General features: G+C 35.4%; 14 protein-coding genes and 3 pseudogenes. 4 read left to right on the top strand and 13 right to left on the bottom strand.

From position 1 onward, the window contains the following. Positions 1-182: 182 nt before the first annotated feature. Positions 183-599 (top strand): VOC family protein, encoded by a 417-nt coding sequence (locus TR08_RS19930; protein WP_045521245.1) that lies wholly within the window; start codon positions 183-185, stop codon positions 597-599. A 219-nt stretch (positions 600-818) separates the two neighbouring features. Here TR08_RS19930 and TR08_RS19925 read toward each other — a convergent pair whose 3' ends face one another. From TR08_RS19925 to TR08_RS19910, 4 genes are all read right to left on the bottom strand, one after another. Then, positions 819-1,511: an ABC transporter permease gene (locus TR08_RS19925; RefSeq protein WP_238579201.1), complete on the bottom strand. Its 693-nt coding sequence runs from the start codon at positions 1,509-1,511 to the stop codon at positions 819-821. Further along, positions 1,495-2,418: an ABC transporter ATP-binding protein gene (locus TR08_RS19920; RefSeq protein ID WP_045521242.1), complete on the bottom strand. Its 924-nt coding sequence runs from the start codon at positions 2,416-2,418 to the stop codon at positions 1,495-1,497. Before TR08_RS19920 ends, TR08_RS19925 begins: the two co-directional genes overlap by 17 nt. 134 nt (positions 2,419-2,552) lie before the next feature. Further along, the gene (locus TR08_RS19915; RefSeq protein WP_045521240.1) at positions 2,553-3,488 is read right to left on the bottom strand and encodes a sensor histidine kinase; all 936 of its coding nucleotides are present in this window, start codon (positions 3,486-3,488) and stop codon (positions 2,553-2,555) included. A 3-nt stretch (positions 3,489-3,491) separates the two neighbouring features. Beyond that, positions 3,492-4,187, bottom strand: a complete 696-nt coding sequence (locus TR08_RS19910) for a response regulator transcription factor (RefSeq protein ID WP_045521238.1) — start codon at positions 4,185-4,187, stop codon at positions 3,492-3,494. Positions 4,188-4,842: 655 nt separating this feature from the next. On the opposite strand from TR08_RS19910, the gene TR08_RS19905 reads away from it, so the two are divergent. Further along, complete coding sequence (locus TR08_RS19905) at positions 4,843-5,484, top strand: GTP pyrophosphokinase (protein WP_052427540.1); 642 nt, start codon at positions 4,843-4,845, stop codon at positions 5,482-5,484. 283 nt (positions 5,485-5,767) lie between these two features. On the opposite strand, the gene TR08_RS32705 is transcribed toward TR08_RS19905, so the two are convergent. After that, complete coding sequence (locus tag TR08_RS32705; RefSeq protein ID WP_193747805.1) at positions 5,768-5,914, bottom strand: hypothetical protein; 147 nt, start codon at positions 5,912-5,914, stop codon at positions 5,768-5,770. A 218-nt stretch (positions 5,915-6,132) separates the two neighbouring features. Then, the gene (locus TR08_RS19900) at positions 6,133-7,326 is read right to left on the bottom strand and encodes a YhgE/Pip domain-containing protein (protein WP_045521236.1); all 1,194 of its coding nucleotides are present in this window, start codon (positions 7,324-7,326) and stop codon (positions 6,133-6,135) included. Between the two features lie 166 nt (positions 7,327-7,492). Here TR08_RS19900 and TR08_RS19895 point away from each other — a divergent pair, with 166 nt between their 5' ends. Continuing rightward, positions 7,493-8,110 carry a TetR/AcrR family transcriptional regulator gene (locus tag TR08_RS19895; RefSeq protein ID WP_045521234.1) on the top strand — a complete coding sequence of 206 codons (618 nt, stop codon included), beginning with the start codon at positions 7,493-7,495 and terminating at the stop codon, positions 8,108-8,110. A gap of 160 nt (positions 8,111-8,270) precedes the next feature. On the opposite strand, the pseudogene TR08_RS19890 reads toward TR08_RS19895, so the two are convergent. From TR08_RS19890 to TR08_RS32700, 5 genes and pseudogenes are all read right to left on the bottom strand, one after another. Then, positions 8,271-8,530: pseudogene (locus TR08_RS19890) on the bottom strand (DUF2716 domain-containing protein); the annotation flags it as partial. 47 nt (positions 8,531-8,577) lie between these two features. Then, positions 8,578-8,786, bottom strand: a pseudogene (locus TR08_RS19885) (hypothetical protein). A 260-nt stretch (positions 8,787-9,046) separates the two neighbouring features. Beyond that, positions 9,047-9,307 (bottom strand): hypothetical protein, encoded by a 261-nt coding sequence (locus TR08_RS19880; protein ID WP_045521232.1) that lies wholly within the window; start codon positions 9,305-9,307, stop codon positions 9,047-9,049. Between the two features lie 477 nt (positions 9,308-9,784). Further along, entirely contained in the window at positions 9,785-12,442 is a 2,658-nt protein-coding gene (gene ppsA, locus TR08_RS19875) for a phosphoenolpyruvate synthase (protein ID WP_045521230.1), read from the bottom strand. A 157-nt stretch (positions 12,443-12,599) separates the two neighbouring features. Next, positions 12,600-12,770, bottom strand: coding sequence for a hypothetical protein (locus TR08_RS32700; protein WP_193747804.1), 171 nt, complete (start codon positions 12,768-12,770; stop codon positions 12,600-12,602). 330 nt (positions 12,771-13,100) lie between these two features. Between TR08_RS32700 and TR08_RS19870 the strand changes: the two genes are divergently transcribed. After that, positions 13,101-13,742 carry a cupin domain-containing protein gene (locus tag TR08_RS19870; protein ID WP_045521229.1) on the top strand — a complete coding sequence of 214 codons (642 nt, stop codon included), beginning with the start codon at positions 13,101-13,103 and terminating at the stop codon, positions 13,740-13,742. Positions 13,743-14,167: 425 nt separating this feature from the next. On the opposite strand, the gene TR08_RS19865 is transcribed toward TR08_RS19870, so the two are convergent. After that, positions 14,168-14,533 carry a PH domain-containing protein gene (locus TR08_RS19865; RefSeq protein WP_045521228.1) on the bottom strand — a complete coding sequence of 122 codons (366 nt, stop codon included), beginning with the start codon at positions 14,531-14,533 and terminating at the stop codon, positions 14,168-14,170. Between the two features lie 86 nt (positions 14,534-14,619). Then, positions 14,620-15,583, bottom strand: a pseudogene (locus TR08_RS34025) (LacI family DNA-binding transcriptional regulator). Positions 15,584-16,101 lie beyond the last annotated feature (518 nt).

Below are 16,101 nucleotides of genomic sequence, written 5' to 3'. Positions count from 1 at the left end.
AAGGTAAGAAAAGAATAATTGTGATGTTAAGTGGCATATATATAATTTGGTTGACCTACCTATAAAGAACAAGAAACCCATATCAGTAATATTTGCACATTAAAAGAAAAACACACAAGTGTTACCGATATAGGTCAATACGATTATTTCTGATTAATCATTGTTAAAAAGGAGATGAGTGAATGAGGTTGAATCATTTAAATCTATGTGTTGATGATTTATCAGAAGCTAGACATTTCTTTGAAACATTTTTTGATTTTCATTTTTTGGAACAAAAAGGAAAAGCCCTTGTAGTGATGAGTGATGAGAATGGATTTATTCTCGTGTTAAGTGATCCAAAAGCATTTAAGGGGAAAAAGGAGATTAGATATCCTGAAGCTTTTCATATTGGTTTTTTGGTGGAAACCTCAAGTGAGGTTGATCAAGCATATGATCGTTTAGTAGCTGGGGGTATTCAAATAGACAAGGAACCTTATACAATGAGGGGTAATAGTTATGGTTTTTATTTCACAGCATTTAATGGTTTATTAATTGAAGTTTCTTGCCTTGACTATAGCGATGGTAAAAAAATTTCAAAACTCAATGACACTCATCTTTAGTAATTGCTACAAGATACAAGCCCCGTTACGGCAATAAAAAAAGGTTCTTCGAATGAAGATCCTTTTTTGCTTCTTATTGAACTCCCTTTAGTTCTATAAGATAAGGCCGTCTTTAGCAGCCATCTCTTTTAGGAAAGCACCCTATGGTTCAAGTACATTTGTTCACAAACTTCTCACAATGTAATTAGAATTCTATCAAACATTACCAGCTATCCCTCCTTATAAATCCCCCACTTTATCAACCATTTTAATTGAAAGATAGACGCTTGCTGCTCCAAGGAGACAAAGCCCTACATTCACCATATCAGGATTAATATCTATATTCAGAAGGTAGGAGAAATTTTGAAATTGCATTAGAAATAGTGCACAAAGGACTGTCGGGAACGTTGCTCTTTTCCATACACCAAAGAAGTAAAGTGGGATTAAACTAATCAGTGTAATCATGAAAGAATGACCAATCATCTTACTAAAATACGTTGTTAGATCCGCAATAGTTGGCTGCCCATCAATAATTTGAAAGAAATGATCTAGTAAATAGGTTGTTATTCCGGCAAGTAAAAAGGATACTATCGTACAACAGAAAACAAAAAGTGATATAAAAAGAACTTTTGCCGTTACTAATTTTTTTCGGCTTATTGGATATCCGAATGCAAGAGAGATCGTTTTATTTTTATATTCATCTATTACAACCTGATTAATAAGTGAGGCACCAAAAAGAACGAATCCCATCTGAATAGATATCATAAGTTGGATGATCGTGGAATAGCTTTCACCAAAATCTGTACTGACCATTTTAATAAAAAATATTGGCAAAAACATTAGAATCCCCCAATAAATAATCAGTTCGCCCATAATCATTTTTTGTTTTAATTTTCTCCATTCCAGCATCATTAATTTACCCAACTTTGTCACCTCCATGAATTTGTTGATAAAAATAGTCTTCTAAAGTACTAATATGTTTTTGAATTTCCTCAATCTCAATATCATGTAGAATCAATGTTTTTGATATTTCACTTTGTGGCAAAGTAAGATCATATATCCGAATCCGATTATCTTGGATAATTTTTACATTAGGGATTTTAAGTTCAGAATCGAGTAAATATACTGATTTTTGAACATCTTTTGTGACAATTTCAATATACTCCGTTCGTTGTTTACTAATATCGGCTAACGTCACTTCATTCACAAGTTTCCCATCCTTTATAACACCAATTCGGTCGGCTACCTGTTCGATTTCCCCTAAGATATGACTGGATAGAAGAAAAGTAATCCCATATTCCCTATTTAACATCCGAATTAAGTCTCTCATATCTTTTATACCAATTGGATCAAGGCCATTTGTAGGTTCATCTAAAATAATCAGTTCAGGCTTTGTTATGATTGCACGCACTATCCCAAGTCGTTGCTTCATGCCAAGCGAAAAGTCCTTTACAATCTTATCTTCAATCCCTGTTAAATGAACCATATCCAAAGCTTGTATTATGGCCTTTTGATCATAATACCCCAAATATTCACAGTGTATCTGAAGATTCTCCATAGCGGTTAAATGCTCGAAGAAGATTGGATATTCAATAATACTTCCGACACGTTTTAGACTAGATTTTGAAATTTCTGTCAGCTTCTGATTAAATAAAGTAATTTCTCCTGTAGTAGGACTAATTAATCCTGTGAGCATCTTCATAATTGTTGTTTTTCCTGCTCCATTTTGGCCAAGGAAACCATAAATTTCACCCTTTTTTATTTGAAGATTTACATTAGATACGAGCACTTTACTTTTTACTTTTTTTGTTAATCCATTTGTACGAACAATATATTCCATCAATCTGCCCCCTTATTTCTTATACTCCTATCATAAGCAGAGATCATATCTTTTTTCTTTCTCAATCCTTACAAGATTCTTAAGTTTTAAAAAAGAGCTGTCCCATACAACAAGAACACCTCTTTCAAGAGTTTTTAATATGTAATCTGTTTAAAAATACAAGTAAAGCTTGTTTTTTCAAAGGGTTTACTATTTAAATGAATGGATCCTTTCATGGATTCTATTAAGCGTTTAGAAATACTAAGACCTAGACCACTTCCTTGAAATTGTGGGTTTCTAGCATCATCTAATGTATATAATCGTTCAAACACTCGATCTTGATGGATCTCCGCAATCCCCTTTCCCTTATCCCAAATCTCTACAGTTATCGTTCCTTCACCTTCTCTAAGTGTTAGACCAAAAACTCCTCCATCACTGCCATAACGGATGGAATTCGAGATGAGATTGTCAAATATCCGATTTAACGCATCCTCATTCCCCAAAATGTATAAATGCTGATCTGGAATATTAATCTCTACTTGGAGACCTTTTGCATGCAGCAAATCATAAAATTCCAACACATTTTTCCTACATATTTCATTGAGACATATTTTACTTAATGGGATCAAATAATCTTCTGATTCGATTTTTACTAGGTCAAAAAACTGGTTAAGTAGGGTGATAAGGTTTAATACTTTTTCATGCAGGCGTAATCTAACAATTCCTTTTTCTTCTTCGGTTATCTGTTCATCCATTTTCAATTTTTCCACATACCCTAAAATAACAGTCAGTGGTGTTTTCAAATCATGAGACATATTTGATATCATTTTCCTTAAACTATCTTTTGTTCTAGCATAATCCGCAATGACCTTTTGGTTATAATCCAATAAACGATTAATCTGAATGAGTAAAAGCTGGATGGCATGTTGATTTGTTTGAATTAACACTTTTTCAGATGTCTCATTTTTCATAATATCAGCTAATTTTTCACTCATCTCATGTAAAGTTTGCTTGATCTTCTTTCGTGATCGATATTGTAATACATTTAAAATAGTTAAAATGAAAATCAATACATATAGTAGGAGTAACATGTTTCACTCACCTAATTTATATCCAATCCCCCAAATGGTTCTAATATACTGTGGATTGGAAGGATTCTCTTCAATTTTTTCACGAAGTCTTCTTATATGCACGTTTATTACATTTTCATTTCCATAATAATCATCTTCCCAAATGAAATGATAGATTTGTTCCTTTGTGAACACTCTGCTTTGATTAGTCATAAACAATTTTAAAATATAAAATTCCTTAGATGTAAGCTGTACAGTCTTGCCTCTAACCTGTGCAGTAAATGAATGTAAGTCAAGGGTGAAGTCTTTATAATAAAGAAAATTAGGATTAGATGTTTTTTCGATAGGAAGGTATTGTGTAGCCCTACGAATAGCAGCATGGACTCTGGCTGTTAGTTCAATCATGGAAAATGGCTTACTTATATAATCATCAGCACCAAAACCGAGACCCAACGCTTTTTCTAGGTCACTTCCTTTTGCTGAAATAATTAAAACAGGAAGCATGCTTTTTTCTCTTATTCGCTTTAATACTTCCATGCCACTCATTTTGGGTAGCATTAAATCCAATAAAAGTAAATCAGGGTTTGTTTCATCAAAAAGAGCCAATGCCTCTTCTCCATCAAATACAGGAAATACTTTAAAATTCTCTTGTACGAGCGAATTCATAATTAATTGACTAATTTCCATGTCATCTTCAACAAGGAGAATACTTTTTTGCATACTTTTTCACATCCGATCATCCATTTATAAGTTGGTAAATAATTTCATTTATCTTTAATTTATTTCTATATTTAGTATATAATTCCTTCTTAAACTAAACTGCCTAGTTTGTTCAATAAAAAAGTAAATGTTTGCTACAAGGGTTTGCTATATGAATATGGAAAAAGTAGGTTCATCAAATGTCAGTTTATTATCTTCTGAAAAACCAATTTTCAAATAAAATAATCTCCCTGCTTCGTTAGTAAATAACTTCAACAAAAATAAGCGTTAATCCTTCTTGGATCAACGCCCTTGTCAGTTGAGGTAAGAGTCCATTGTTAATTTAACTCATATGAACGTCTGTTACATAATGAACTAATTGTAACTTCCTTGCCACTGATTGAGATGCGAAATTATCCCACGAAGTGCAATAGAGAGCAATTCGTCCTTGTTTCTGTACCTTCACTGCCCAGGCATTTGCAACTACTACTCCGTAGCCTCTTAAGAATGAGTTGGAAAGAATCCCTTAATTTAAAGCCCTGTTTTTTGGCATACTCATTATCAGACGTAGGATCTAAATAACAAGAGAAAATAAAAAATTTCCTATCAGAACATATTTTTTTACTTCGAATCAACTGTGTTATGATAACAGAATAATAACTGGAGGGTTGTGGACATGCTGAAAGAAAAGATTAAGATCGAGGTTATTCAAAAAGTAATAGACAATTGGAGGGGATTCTTTCTGCTCTACCAAATGGCATTACACGAATTAGAAAGTGATTTCAAGATTATTGACTTAGAGTGGAAAACACAACATGGCTATTCCCTTATTGAACATATGAAAACACGTATGAAAACAATAAAATCTTTGGTGGAGAAAATTCAAAAAAAAGAAATTCAACTAACACAAGAAGCGGTAAGGAATGAAATAAGAGATATTGCGGGTGTTAGAATTGTTACAAGTTTTATTGAAGATGTGTATATGCTGAAGGAGCATATTGAGCAACGTGAAGACATTCGAATGATACGCGTTAAGGATTATATTCAGGACTCAAAAATGAGTGGATATAAAAGTCTGCACCTGATTGTAGAAACTCAAGTCATCCTGTCCAACGAAATATTATGGGTTCCTGCAGAAATACAAGTTCGTACATCCGCTATGGATTTTTGGGCATCCACGGAACATAAACTAAACTATAAATATCAAGGTGAGACTATACCTGAGGATGCTAAAAAGCAGCTCATAGAGCTTGCTAAAGCTTCTTCCTTAATGGATAAGGAAATGTCAAGATTAAGAGCAAAATTACTATCCAATTAAGTAAACGAAGAGACATAAATCCCCGAATCGTGACACTTTCCTCGTTCATTTTCGGGAGCAAACGAATTATTTTCTTAAATTTAATTCATATAAAAATAATTGTCTAGAAAATCTTTAGGATAGTAAAGGTTGATTGTAGCGGAGGGCACTTGACTCCTGCAGGAAAAAAACGGAAGTTGGAGACCCCACAGGCGGTAACGCCGAGGAGCTTCATCCCTCCCCGCTGAAGCAAGTGCCTGGAGCGGAAATCAACGTACAAACTTTATATCCTAAAAACAACAATCTATGCGAAAAGAGCCTTAATAATAAAGCGGTTGCCTTCGTATTCGCCGCATCTAATGTTAAAAGAAACGATAAATTCATAAATCCCATCATAGTATTCTTGGTCAGAAATCTCATCTTCTAAAAATGAATCTATAAGATTTTTCATTTTATTGCTCCCCCTAAAACTTGCACTTCTTTTCTAATATTTCACTTTGCATTTGCAAAAATCCTTCTTCAATTAAACTCCCGTTATTTCAATAACAAAAAGGATCACCGCAGCAATCCCTGATTCTTCAACTATTGCTCCCTTTAATTTAAGTACGTTTATTCACAAACTTGTACTAAAACAAGCCGTTTTCCCAAAAGGAAACGGCTTGTTTATTGTTATGCCTCTACTTTTTCGGTTCGTGTTTTCTCTTTTATTGAATTCTGTTTTAATACAGAAGCCAGTATGATCACCATGCTTACCGCTCCAATCCAAACAAGTACAGAAACAGGAGTGTTCCAGGTTAATCCTTTACCGAAGAAGAACAACTCTCGTAGACCTTGTACCATAAACCGCATTGGCAACCAAGAATAAACCCAATCGTGATAAAATGAAGACATCATTTCTGGAGCCATTGCAAGCAATGGTGCACCAAAGAAAAGCATTAAGACAAAAATAGGCATACCTTTAAGTCCTAATAATGAAAGTACAGCTAATATCATTAGGAAAAAGCTAAAGGAAGTAATTGATAAAAATATTGCTGTATCTGTAAAATGCGGAATATGAAGTCCTACCATCCCATCTGCCAGCCAAGTCAACCCGAATCCAACGACAAGAGCGACAATAGCCCCCATAAATATTTGTACCAATTTTGCGGAAAATTTCTCTTTTTGATTAGTAATTGATACTTTGCTAACAGCGAAGAAGATAATAGCTGCACTCGCTAAGCTTGCCATCCATAGTGGCTGGAATAAAGAAACAGGAGCATTTCCGTTTGCACTATTCGTACCAATCTCATTCACATTTGTCACTTTTTTTGCAATTGGAGTTGCTAGACTTGCAGCTTGCTTTGGTGTTAATGCTGCTCCTTGCTTTTCAAGACCATCAAGTAGTTGTGTGCGAACGTTCGTGTTCATGTTATCAACGATTCCATTTAGCATTTGTCCTGCCATGGCTGATGCCGCTGAATTCATTCCCTGATTGATATAGATTTGTATTTCTGGTGAAGAAGGGGTTGGTGTCCGTAATGATGCTTGCTTCGCACTAAAATCTTTTGGAATCACCAATGCTGCGTAATATTCTTGATTATCCATCCCTTTTTGAACCTTATCTGCGGTTTTTACTTCAATCCATTTCACAGCAGGATCTTTATCTGTTGTTGTTTTTGAATTTTTTTGTATCATCTCAACGATTGTCTGACCCATATTCATCTTTGGTTGATTAGGAATATCCACCCCTAAATCCTCATTTACAATTGCAATGGGCAAATTTTTTGGTTGAGCTTGAACCGATGGAAATAATGTTAGTGAAAAAATAAAAATAACTGCCAATGCGATAATGGGTGAAACTAATAACAGTTTATTTTTGAACAATTTTTATCCTCCCTGATTTTTTGTTATAATAATGAACAACCCGTTGTTTATTACATTTCAAATTTTATAATTGTATCCCATTATGTTCAATAATCAAAAATGGCAGATGTGTTGTTTACAGAACACCTTTTATAAATGTGTTGGATAAAATTAAGGAGGAAGTAGCTTGCGAGATAGTAATACGGATTTGCGGATCATTCGGACAAAAGAATCAATCCGAGATGCACTAGTAGAATTAATCGATGAAAAAGGTTTTGAAGCAATTACGGTAAAAGACATAACAACTAGAGCGAAAATTAATAGGGGTACATTTTATGCACACTATCAAGACAAATTTGATTTAATGACCAAATGCGAAGAAGAGATTATGCTTGAAATGTCCAGAATTGCAAAACAGAACTTCCCAGCTGTTATTGCCGCACTTGAAACTAACTCACCGACTGAAACACCTTTAGCCGTTTCAGTTTCAATTTTTGAATATCTAACTGAAAATAGTGATTTTATGAGAGCTGTGTTAGGTCCAAAAGGAGATTTATCATTTCAAACAAGAATGAAAGATTTTATGTGGAAAACACTGTTTGGAAATGATCCAAACGCACTTATTAAGGAAGAAAATTTACTTGTTCCAGGACAATATTTAGCTTCTTACGTTGCGTCTGCACATATAGGAGTAATTCAACAATGGTTGAATAGTGGCAGTAACGAATCTCCTCAAGAAATGGCTCAAATCATAACAACCATAACAGTTAATGGACCCTTCTTTGCAGCTGGATTGAAAAAGTAATTCATTCGAGGAAAAAGGGAAACTACCTTAGAAAAACAGATAGTCTCCCTTTATTATTTATGTGCTTATTCAACCAAACTGACCCATTTGTCCAACAAGCAAGAAAAATACGCAGCGATCTCCAGCCTTAATTCTTGCCACCGTAATGGAACAAGGTTAATTAACCCTGACGTAATATTTTTTGAAAAATCCCTGGTTGATGTTTTTCAAAACCCTTTATCATTTCTTTTCCAAAAACAGTTATGGTTCTTTCCCAAGGGTGACCCAAATAACCCCATTCAAGATTCTTTTGAAAAAAGAAATAATAATCGCCATTTGGAAAAATCGGAACTGTCCATTCATCAAAATTCGTTTTTTTTGAAATTCTAAATGGGGATTGATCCAATAACATTCATGCTGCCAATCTAAATAAACGAAGTGCCAACTTCTCTTTAATAGAAATCGGCACTTCGTTTATTCGCTATACGTTATCGTGTCGCTTGTGGCGGTTGGCATACGTCACATTTACGTTGGTTATTATTTTTAAATTTCGTAAATGTTTTTCAAAGTTGCTACCACATGCACATTTAAGTAGTAACTTTTGAGAAAAACCGTGATATTCCGTTGTTAGCAACTTACTTTCCGAATTGTTCTCAACAAATTCTTTAATTTTACCAATTGTCCATCGTTTATTCATTCTCTTACACCTCCATATTTTATCTCTACGCGGAGGCTTTTCTTGGCGTCCGTTCAATTATACGTAAAAGTCGTAATTATCCAAAGTTCCTCATTATAACATGAGCAGGTACTCAATTATACAGATTAAACCATCTTGTACATAAGAGTACCATCAATATCTTCATTTTCAGCTATTTTAAATACTTTGACTTTACGACTCTCATACAACTACCCCACACTCTCTAAGAGTAAAAAAAGAGGAGAGCGTTCCTCTCCTTGTTACTGAGTTTCATGTATGTTAATGGGCGAACCGGTTGAAGTATGTTCATTTACCCATTCAAGAGATACCTTAGAAACGGCTGACCAATTAGGGATTTGGTTGCTATGTTTCTCTACCCAACTCATACAATATTGTGGATCTATACTCTTTTCTCGGCATTGTGATAAGAAAGACTGAATATTTTCCTCATTACAATTTTCCCATAAACCACACGTTTCGACCCAAATGCGTTTCATTTCCTGTTTAACATCGTTTGCCATATTTGATTCCTCCTTGATTTAAATCCGACAAAATAAGTTTGTCCAAGGAGAAGAAATATATTTACAAAGAGGTTCGATGTAGACCAACACAGGTCGATTAGGAGAATAATGTTAGAATAAGTTCATCTTGTTAATGTAACCTGATCTTTAGTTCAACAAAAAAGCTTCCATAAAGACAGCTCTGATTCCGGTCTTAACTCTTGCACCCTATAGCCGCCAATGCAGCGCAAAATTCAGCTCTGCACCACAAACGATGGAAATTATCTTCTTTAACCGTCAATTCTGATTCTACGGCTGGGGGAGGAAGGTCGATGAACTATGGTGCGTTAGAGCCCAACCTATAGTCTGACTCCTTCGACCACGGTGCACCACCGATAAAGTTGGCTTCAACTTTTTGTCCCAATGGAAAGTTTGTAAGACACCGCTCTGGTAACCACTGGAGCGGTGCTAATGATTAATTCTAGAAGTTTTCAGCAATTACAATATTTCGATATACCCTTCTGTTCCATGCACGCGAATTCGCTGCCCGTCTTTTATCAGATTGGTGGCATTTTCCACTCCGACAACTGCTGGTAAGCCATATTCACGTGCGATAACTGCTCCATGGGTCATCAGTCCACCAACTTCGGTGACTAGGCCTTTTATGGAGACAAACAATGGTGTCCAACTAGGGTCAGTAAAGGAGGTGACTAATATATCTCCATCTTCTAGATCAGCATCTTCCATGTTTAAGATGACACGTGCCCGTCCCTCGATAACTCCGGAAGAAACAGGTAGACCTACAATAGCTTCATCTGGGAGATTTTCTCGTTTGTACTTACCTGCAATGATTTCACCATCAGACGTGATAACACGTGGGGGAGTTAGTTTTTCATATAATTTGTACTCATCTTTTCGTTTGCTGATGATCTGTCTGGTCGCAAGCTCCGCTTGCTGCTCGACCAAGCAACCCGGGTAATCCAGTTTATTTGTGCGTACGACTTCGTGAAGTTCTTCAAAAGTGAGATAGTATATATCTTCTTTTTCATAAATAACGCTAGCTTGTACGAGTTGTTCGGCTTCTTTCAGTAAAGCGTGCTTATAAACGAAGTAGCGATTAATCATACCGTATTTTGGATATTCACGATAACCGATGAAATTCCGGATTAGGCTGATCATTCGTTTTGTCTCTATGGCTTTTTGTTCACCATCCGGTAATTGCTTCAATCGATCTACTAACTCTTGTTCTTTTTTCAAAGCTTCCTGTCGCCCTTGCTCAAACTTCCGATTGCCAGCATTAGGCTCGAAGTTTTTGATATTACCCAGAATCATGGGGATAAGTGTAGTTGGTTTTTCGCTCCAACGAGTTTTAGTAATATCGATTTCTCCGACACATCTCATTCCGTATTTGTTAAGATAAGCATAGATAGCGTCATGGGTTTCCTGTCCACCATCAAACTTAATCAGTTCATCCAAAAAGGTATCATCTTTTAAGTGTTGTAAATAATCAATTACTTCTGGATAAGGACGAATCACATCTGCGACATCCAATAGCGCCAGACCCATTTCCGAAGTAATATTGTTTGGTACAGATTGAGAAAGTGTGTCTGCTACGTTCTTTTCACCTAACCACTCGTTCATTTTTTCATTGATCCATGATGAAGCATTTATAGCAGCCATAAATACAGATGAACTTTGTGGGTCAAATAAAATCTTCTTTAACTGCTGGATATCTTCTAGAATAAAATCAAATAAATCTGATCCTGATTTCGTTTGGATGTTTTGTTTTAACTCTTCTATCGATGTTTGACTACTCTTAATCAAATCAGAAACGATTGTCGGGTCGTTTTCGATTTGTGCTTGAGAATCCGCAGACGACACACTTTTATTGCTTTTATCGGAACTCTGTTCTTGCTTATTATTTGATAAAGATTTTATGAAATCTCCTCGCTCTATTATGGTAATGAGTGCGTCTTTCATGAGTGGATCGTGTTGTCCCATGGCATCTAATAACATTTTTCTGCTGTCAGGTGAAGCCAGCCTATTTGTGACATCAACAAACAACCTTCCACCAGCTTTAAACCTGGGTCCAAAAGATGTTAACTGGAATAAAGACATTCCCAATGGTTTCAAGGGGTCTGTCATCATTTGTTGATGACCAACAGATACATAGACGTGATTTTCTTGATCATTCGCTTCAGGGATGGGGTATAAAGTCGTGATTGGACGACTCTGGACGATATAAAATGTATTATCAACTAAACACCATTCGATATCTTGTGGGCAACCAAAATAAGCTTCGATCTGTCTTCCGATGCGTGCTAGTTGTAAAATTTGTTGATTGTTAAGTGTTTGAGTCTTTTGCTGATCAGGAGCAATCTGCTGTGTCTTTGTTCCGCCCTCTTTTAATCCATAGATAGCCAATTTTTTGGTTGCTATCATCTTATCGACGATTTTATCTTCCTGTACTTTATAACAATCGGGAGAGACCAAGCCAGAGACCACTGCTTCTCCAAGTCCAAAACTGGCATCGATGGATAGAAGCTTTCGGTTAGAAGTAATCGGATCAGCGGTAAATAAAATCCCTGAAGCCTGTGGGAAAACCATCCTTTGAACGATAACGGATAAATAAACTTGACTGTGGTCAAATCCATTTTGCATACGGTAGATTACCGCGCGATCCGTAAATAGGGAAGCCCAACATTTGCTGATATGCTGCAAGATTGCTTCTTTGCCGATGATATTTAAATAGGTGTCTTGTTGACCAGCAAAAGAGGCATGTGGTAAATCTTCAGCAGTCGCACTAGAACGCACTGCATAAGCATGTTCCTCGCCAAAATGGGAGAGATAGTGAGTAACTGCTTTCACAACATCGGAAGGAATTTCTACTTCCATAATGATTTGTCGAATCTTCCTGCTGATTTCACCAATTTGATCTCGATCTTCTACTTTTAGCATTTTTAGTCGATCCAACAAAGCATGATACGTTTCGTTTTGTTCGATGGCTTTTTGATATCCCACTGTTGTAACACAATATCCTTCTGGTACTTGTATTCCTTGAATTTTTGATAATTCCCCTATATTTAACCCTTTTCCGCCAACGAGTAAAAGCTGTGTTTTTTCTATCTCCTGAAAACCGAGAACCAAAGAATTCATACTACATCTCTCCTAACCATTAAAGTTCTATTGATTTTAGCAGTAATAAATGAGAATAAAAAGTCTATATTAACCATTTTTTAACTGCTATAATTAAATTAGGAAGAGTTCAAAAAAAATAGCTAGACCTTACCATAAAGTAAGCAGATGCCCCGGTTCATCCCCTCGACTGTCCGCCAACTTCTGTTCCGCCTATCTCCATCCATCCTGACCACGAATAAGTATGTCCATCGATTAAGCCTCTTGATACTGGCAACCAGAATGTGAACCCACCAAGCATCACATATATAAGAATTAAATGTAATAGCCTATCCGGTTTCCACTCCAAAAAAAACACCTCTCACCTAGTAGATTAATAAATATATTCGGCACTATGTGCTCCTAATACATAGCATATTACACATTAATGCTCCTTTAGTTGAAAAAGAAAAGCTTTACTCCTTATTGAAGTAAAGCACCCGGTTGTGGAAGATCATTGCTTTAACCTTATTCAAGATAAGCACCCTTTAGTTGAACAAGTATCTTTTCTTCTGTAGCATAAGTTCTTCCCAAATGCGTACATATTTATTTTTTAAATTATTCACACCGAACTAAAAGTAAGTGCATAGCATGCCAATAGGTTTATTTTAATGCCTAATAAATGAGGTGAATAAAATTTATGGTTTTATATATGGATTATACATCTCCGACAACTAATTACACCTTTGACGTAAATAAAAGTCCGTTGTTCGTAAAAGATAACCAAAACTATATTAACGTATTAGGAATAAAACAGTTGAATACACTGGAAAATGTGTCACTACTAGACATCTTCCTAAGTACTAATAATGTCGTAGAACCGCACTATCATCAAAATGCAGCAGAGCTAGTTTATTGTATTTCTGGTTCTGCTATTGTATCGATGCTGAACCCTTTTACAAAACAAATACTTAATTACACAATCACACCTGGACAAGTGGCAAATGTTCCACAAGGTTGGTGGCATTATGAAATCGCTGTAGTTGATAATACTCATCTATTGGCTATTTTTAATGCACCCACTCCAGAAGTAATTTTAGGTTCTGACATCTTAAAATTTACTCCTGCAAATATCATGTCTCATACCTATTGTCTTAACGAAAGTCAATGGAAACAAGCAATTGCACCTGTGAAACCCTCAACATATATAGGTCCATACAAGGACTGTCACAGAGTAAAGAATAATACACCTCATCAAAATGTAAATCAACAGTATCAACCGCCACAATATATTCAACAATACCCAAACAATCCATACGTTCCTCAGTATCGGCAAAATTAGGGCTAAAGGATAAACAACTACAACAATAGGCATGGAAAATCCATGTCTCTTTTGTGTTTAATTTCGATCTAATGCACCATAAATGAGTGATGGGTTTTCATCTTTCTTGTTCCACTAACCTCCCTCGTTAATGTTAGCTATTTTATTGTCGTTTTTTATACGAATTTTCAACTATAGTGTAAAAGTGCAGAGTTAAGGGATTCCGGCGGCGATCCAGTTGTTATTATGCTAAATGTTGACTAGTTTTCTTGAAAGTAACTTTACATACAAAGGATAGAAGAATTTAAAAACGATAAAATAAACAAATATTCCATACCATGTTTTCCTGCCACCTTCCCCGTTACTTGAATAAAAAAGGCTTTACCTCATTTGAAGTAAAGCCCCCCGTGTTAGTTGAATAAGAAAAATATAATATGAACAAACTGCTAATTTTCAAAATTAATTTTACAATAGTTCCTGATTCCTGGAGTGTACGCCGAGAAATATTTGATTGTTTCTAAAAAATGCTTCATATTTCCTTGGTTAATTAATTTCACTTTTATTGAAACTTCGTTGTTAAACGTAAATAAAGACTGCGTTACATCTACACTAATAATGTCTCGGTATTTATATATATTTGTCTCCTTAAACCCCAATGGATGTTTTGTATACTGAATTAGCCGTTTGTCTGTTGCAATTAGCGTACCAAATTTATTGTTAATACCTGTAAGTTCTTGGAATTCAAACGTTGCAGTAATACTCGAATATTTTTGTTCATCAGACGATAGTAATGAATTGATAAAGTAATCCATACAGCCCACTCCTTGACCGAAATGTATTTTAAAACTCTTCAAACAAAGTTTTAATTTATGAAAACATTCTCAGGTCAAGGATTTTTTTAAACCAAAGTGGAAACGGTATTGCGTTCAACTAAAGTGAATGGAACTTTAATTGTCTTATTTGTACCGTTATAGAACTGCATAAATGCTTGCTCGCCAATTTCTTTTATATTTAAGTCCAATGTGGTCAGGTCTAAGGCTTCTGATATAGGTTGGTTATCAACCCCCATAATGGATAACTCAGCAGGTACTTTAATCCCCATCATTTTTGCCTGTGTAATCATCCCCGCAGCTACTTCATCCCCATTTGCTAAAATAGCAGTAGGAATATCCTTTAAATTTTGTAAATCTTTAATAATTCTTTTCCCATCATTCATAGTGTAGCAGTCGGTGAATATCCAGGACTCTTTTATTGGTTCTTTGACTTTGGTGAGGGCTGCATTAAACGCAGCAAAACGCATTTCACTACTGAAGCTATGTTCTCTCCCAGTACAATAACCAATATTTCTATGTCCTTTTTTTATAAGATAATTTAAACCTGCCAAAAACGATTCATAATAGTCCGTATGTACACATGGTAAAGGTTCAAAACGTTCACAAGCTATAATAGGACCATACTTGGTATAAGGAATGATTGTTTCCCAGTTATTCGAATGAGAACAGATGTAGACCGTCTAACTGTTTTCTTTTTAACATATGGAGGTATTTTAATTCTTCATCCTGATCATAATTTGTAGCACAGCAAAGTACCGAAAAATTATGTTTAAAAGCGTTTTCCATAATTCCACCTACCATCGCTTGGAAGTAAGGATGATCGATATAAGGAATAATGGCACCAACCGTATATGTTTTCCCTTTAACTAGATGTATCGCATTAAGATTCTGTTGAAAATTTAATTCTTCTATAACTTTTTCTACCTTTTTCCGTTTTTCTTCACTCACATATGGATGGTTATTCAAAACTCTTGAAACTGTTGAAACAGATACCCCAGCTAATTTGGCAATATCCTTTATATTAGCCATTTTACTCTCCTATTAGGTGTATTATTAAGTAAGTATGAACTTCTTATCAATGAATCAACCTTCTTCAATATTATCATATGTTTTTATTTAGCCCTATCATCATACAGGTAGGTAAGGGTTTGAAGTTATCGCTTCCTTTTCCCCCTGTTCACATCGTACGTGCGACTTTCACCGCATACGGCGTTCCAACTAATTCAATTCATTCAATTCTATGTATTCTGTAAAGCAAATTTAATTCCAATCAGATTGGTCTCCCCTTTTTTCCAAAAAGGTTAAATCCTTAACTTTTTTGAACTAACCTGAGCCGTTAGAACACTAAAAAAAGCCGCCTCAATGACAGCTGTGCTATTTAACTCTTGCACCACGGTACTTTAAGTGAATTGATTCAAAATCTTACTGGAAATTCACCTAAAAAAGCTGAAATAAAAGGACTCCCTTTTGGGGAATCCAATGCATTCAGTACCTCTTTTTGGTTAAAGGCTAACCTTCTCGGTTCGCAACACAACACTGTCATTAGC

This window comes from Neobacillus niacini (assembly GCF_000759675.1).
In the GTDB taxonomy this organism is placed as follows: Bacteria; Bacillota; Bacilli; order Bacillales; family Cytobacillaceae; genus Neobacillus; species Neobacillus niacini_A.
This window is presented reverse-complemented; position numbering and strand designations above follow the sequence as displayed.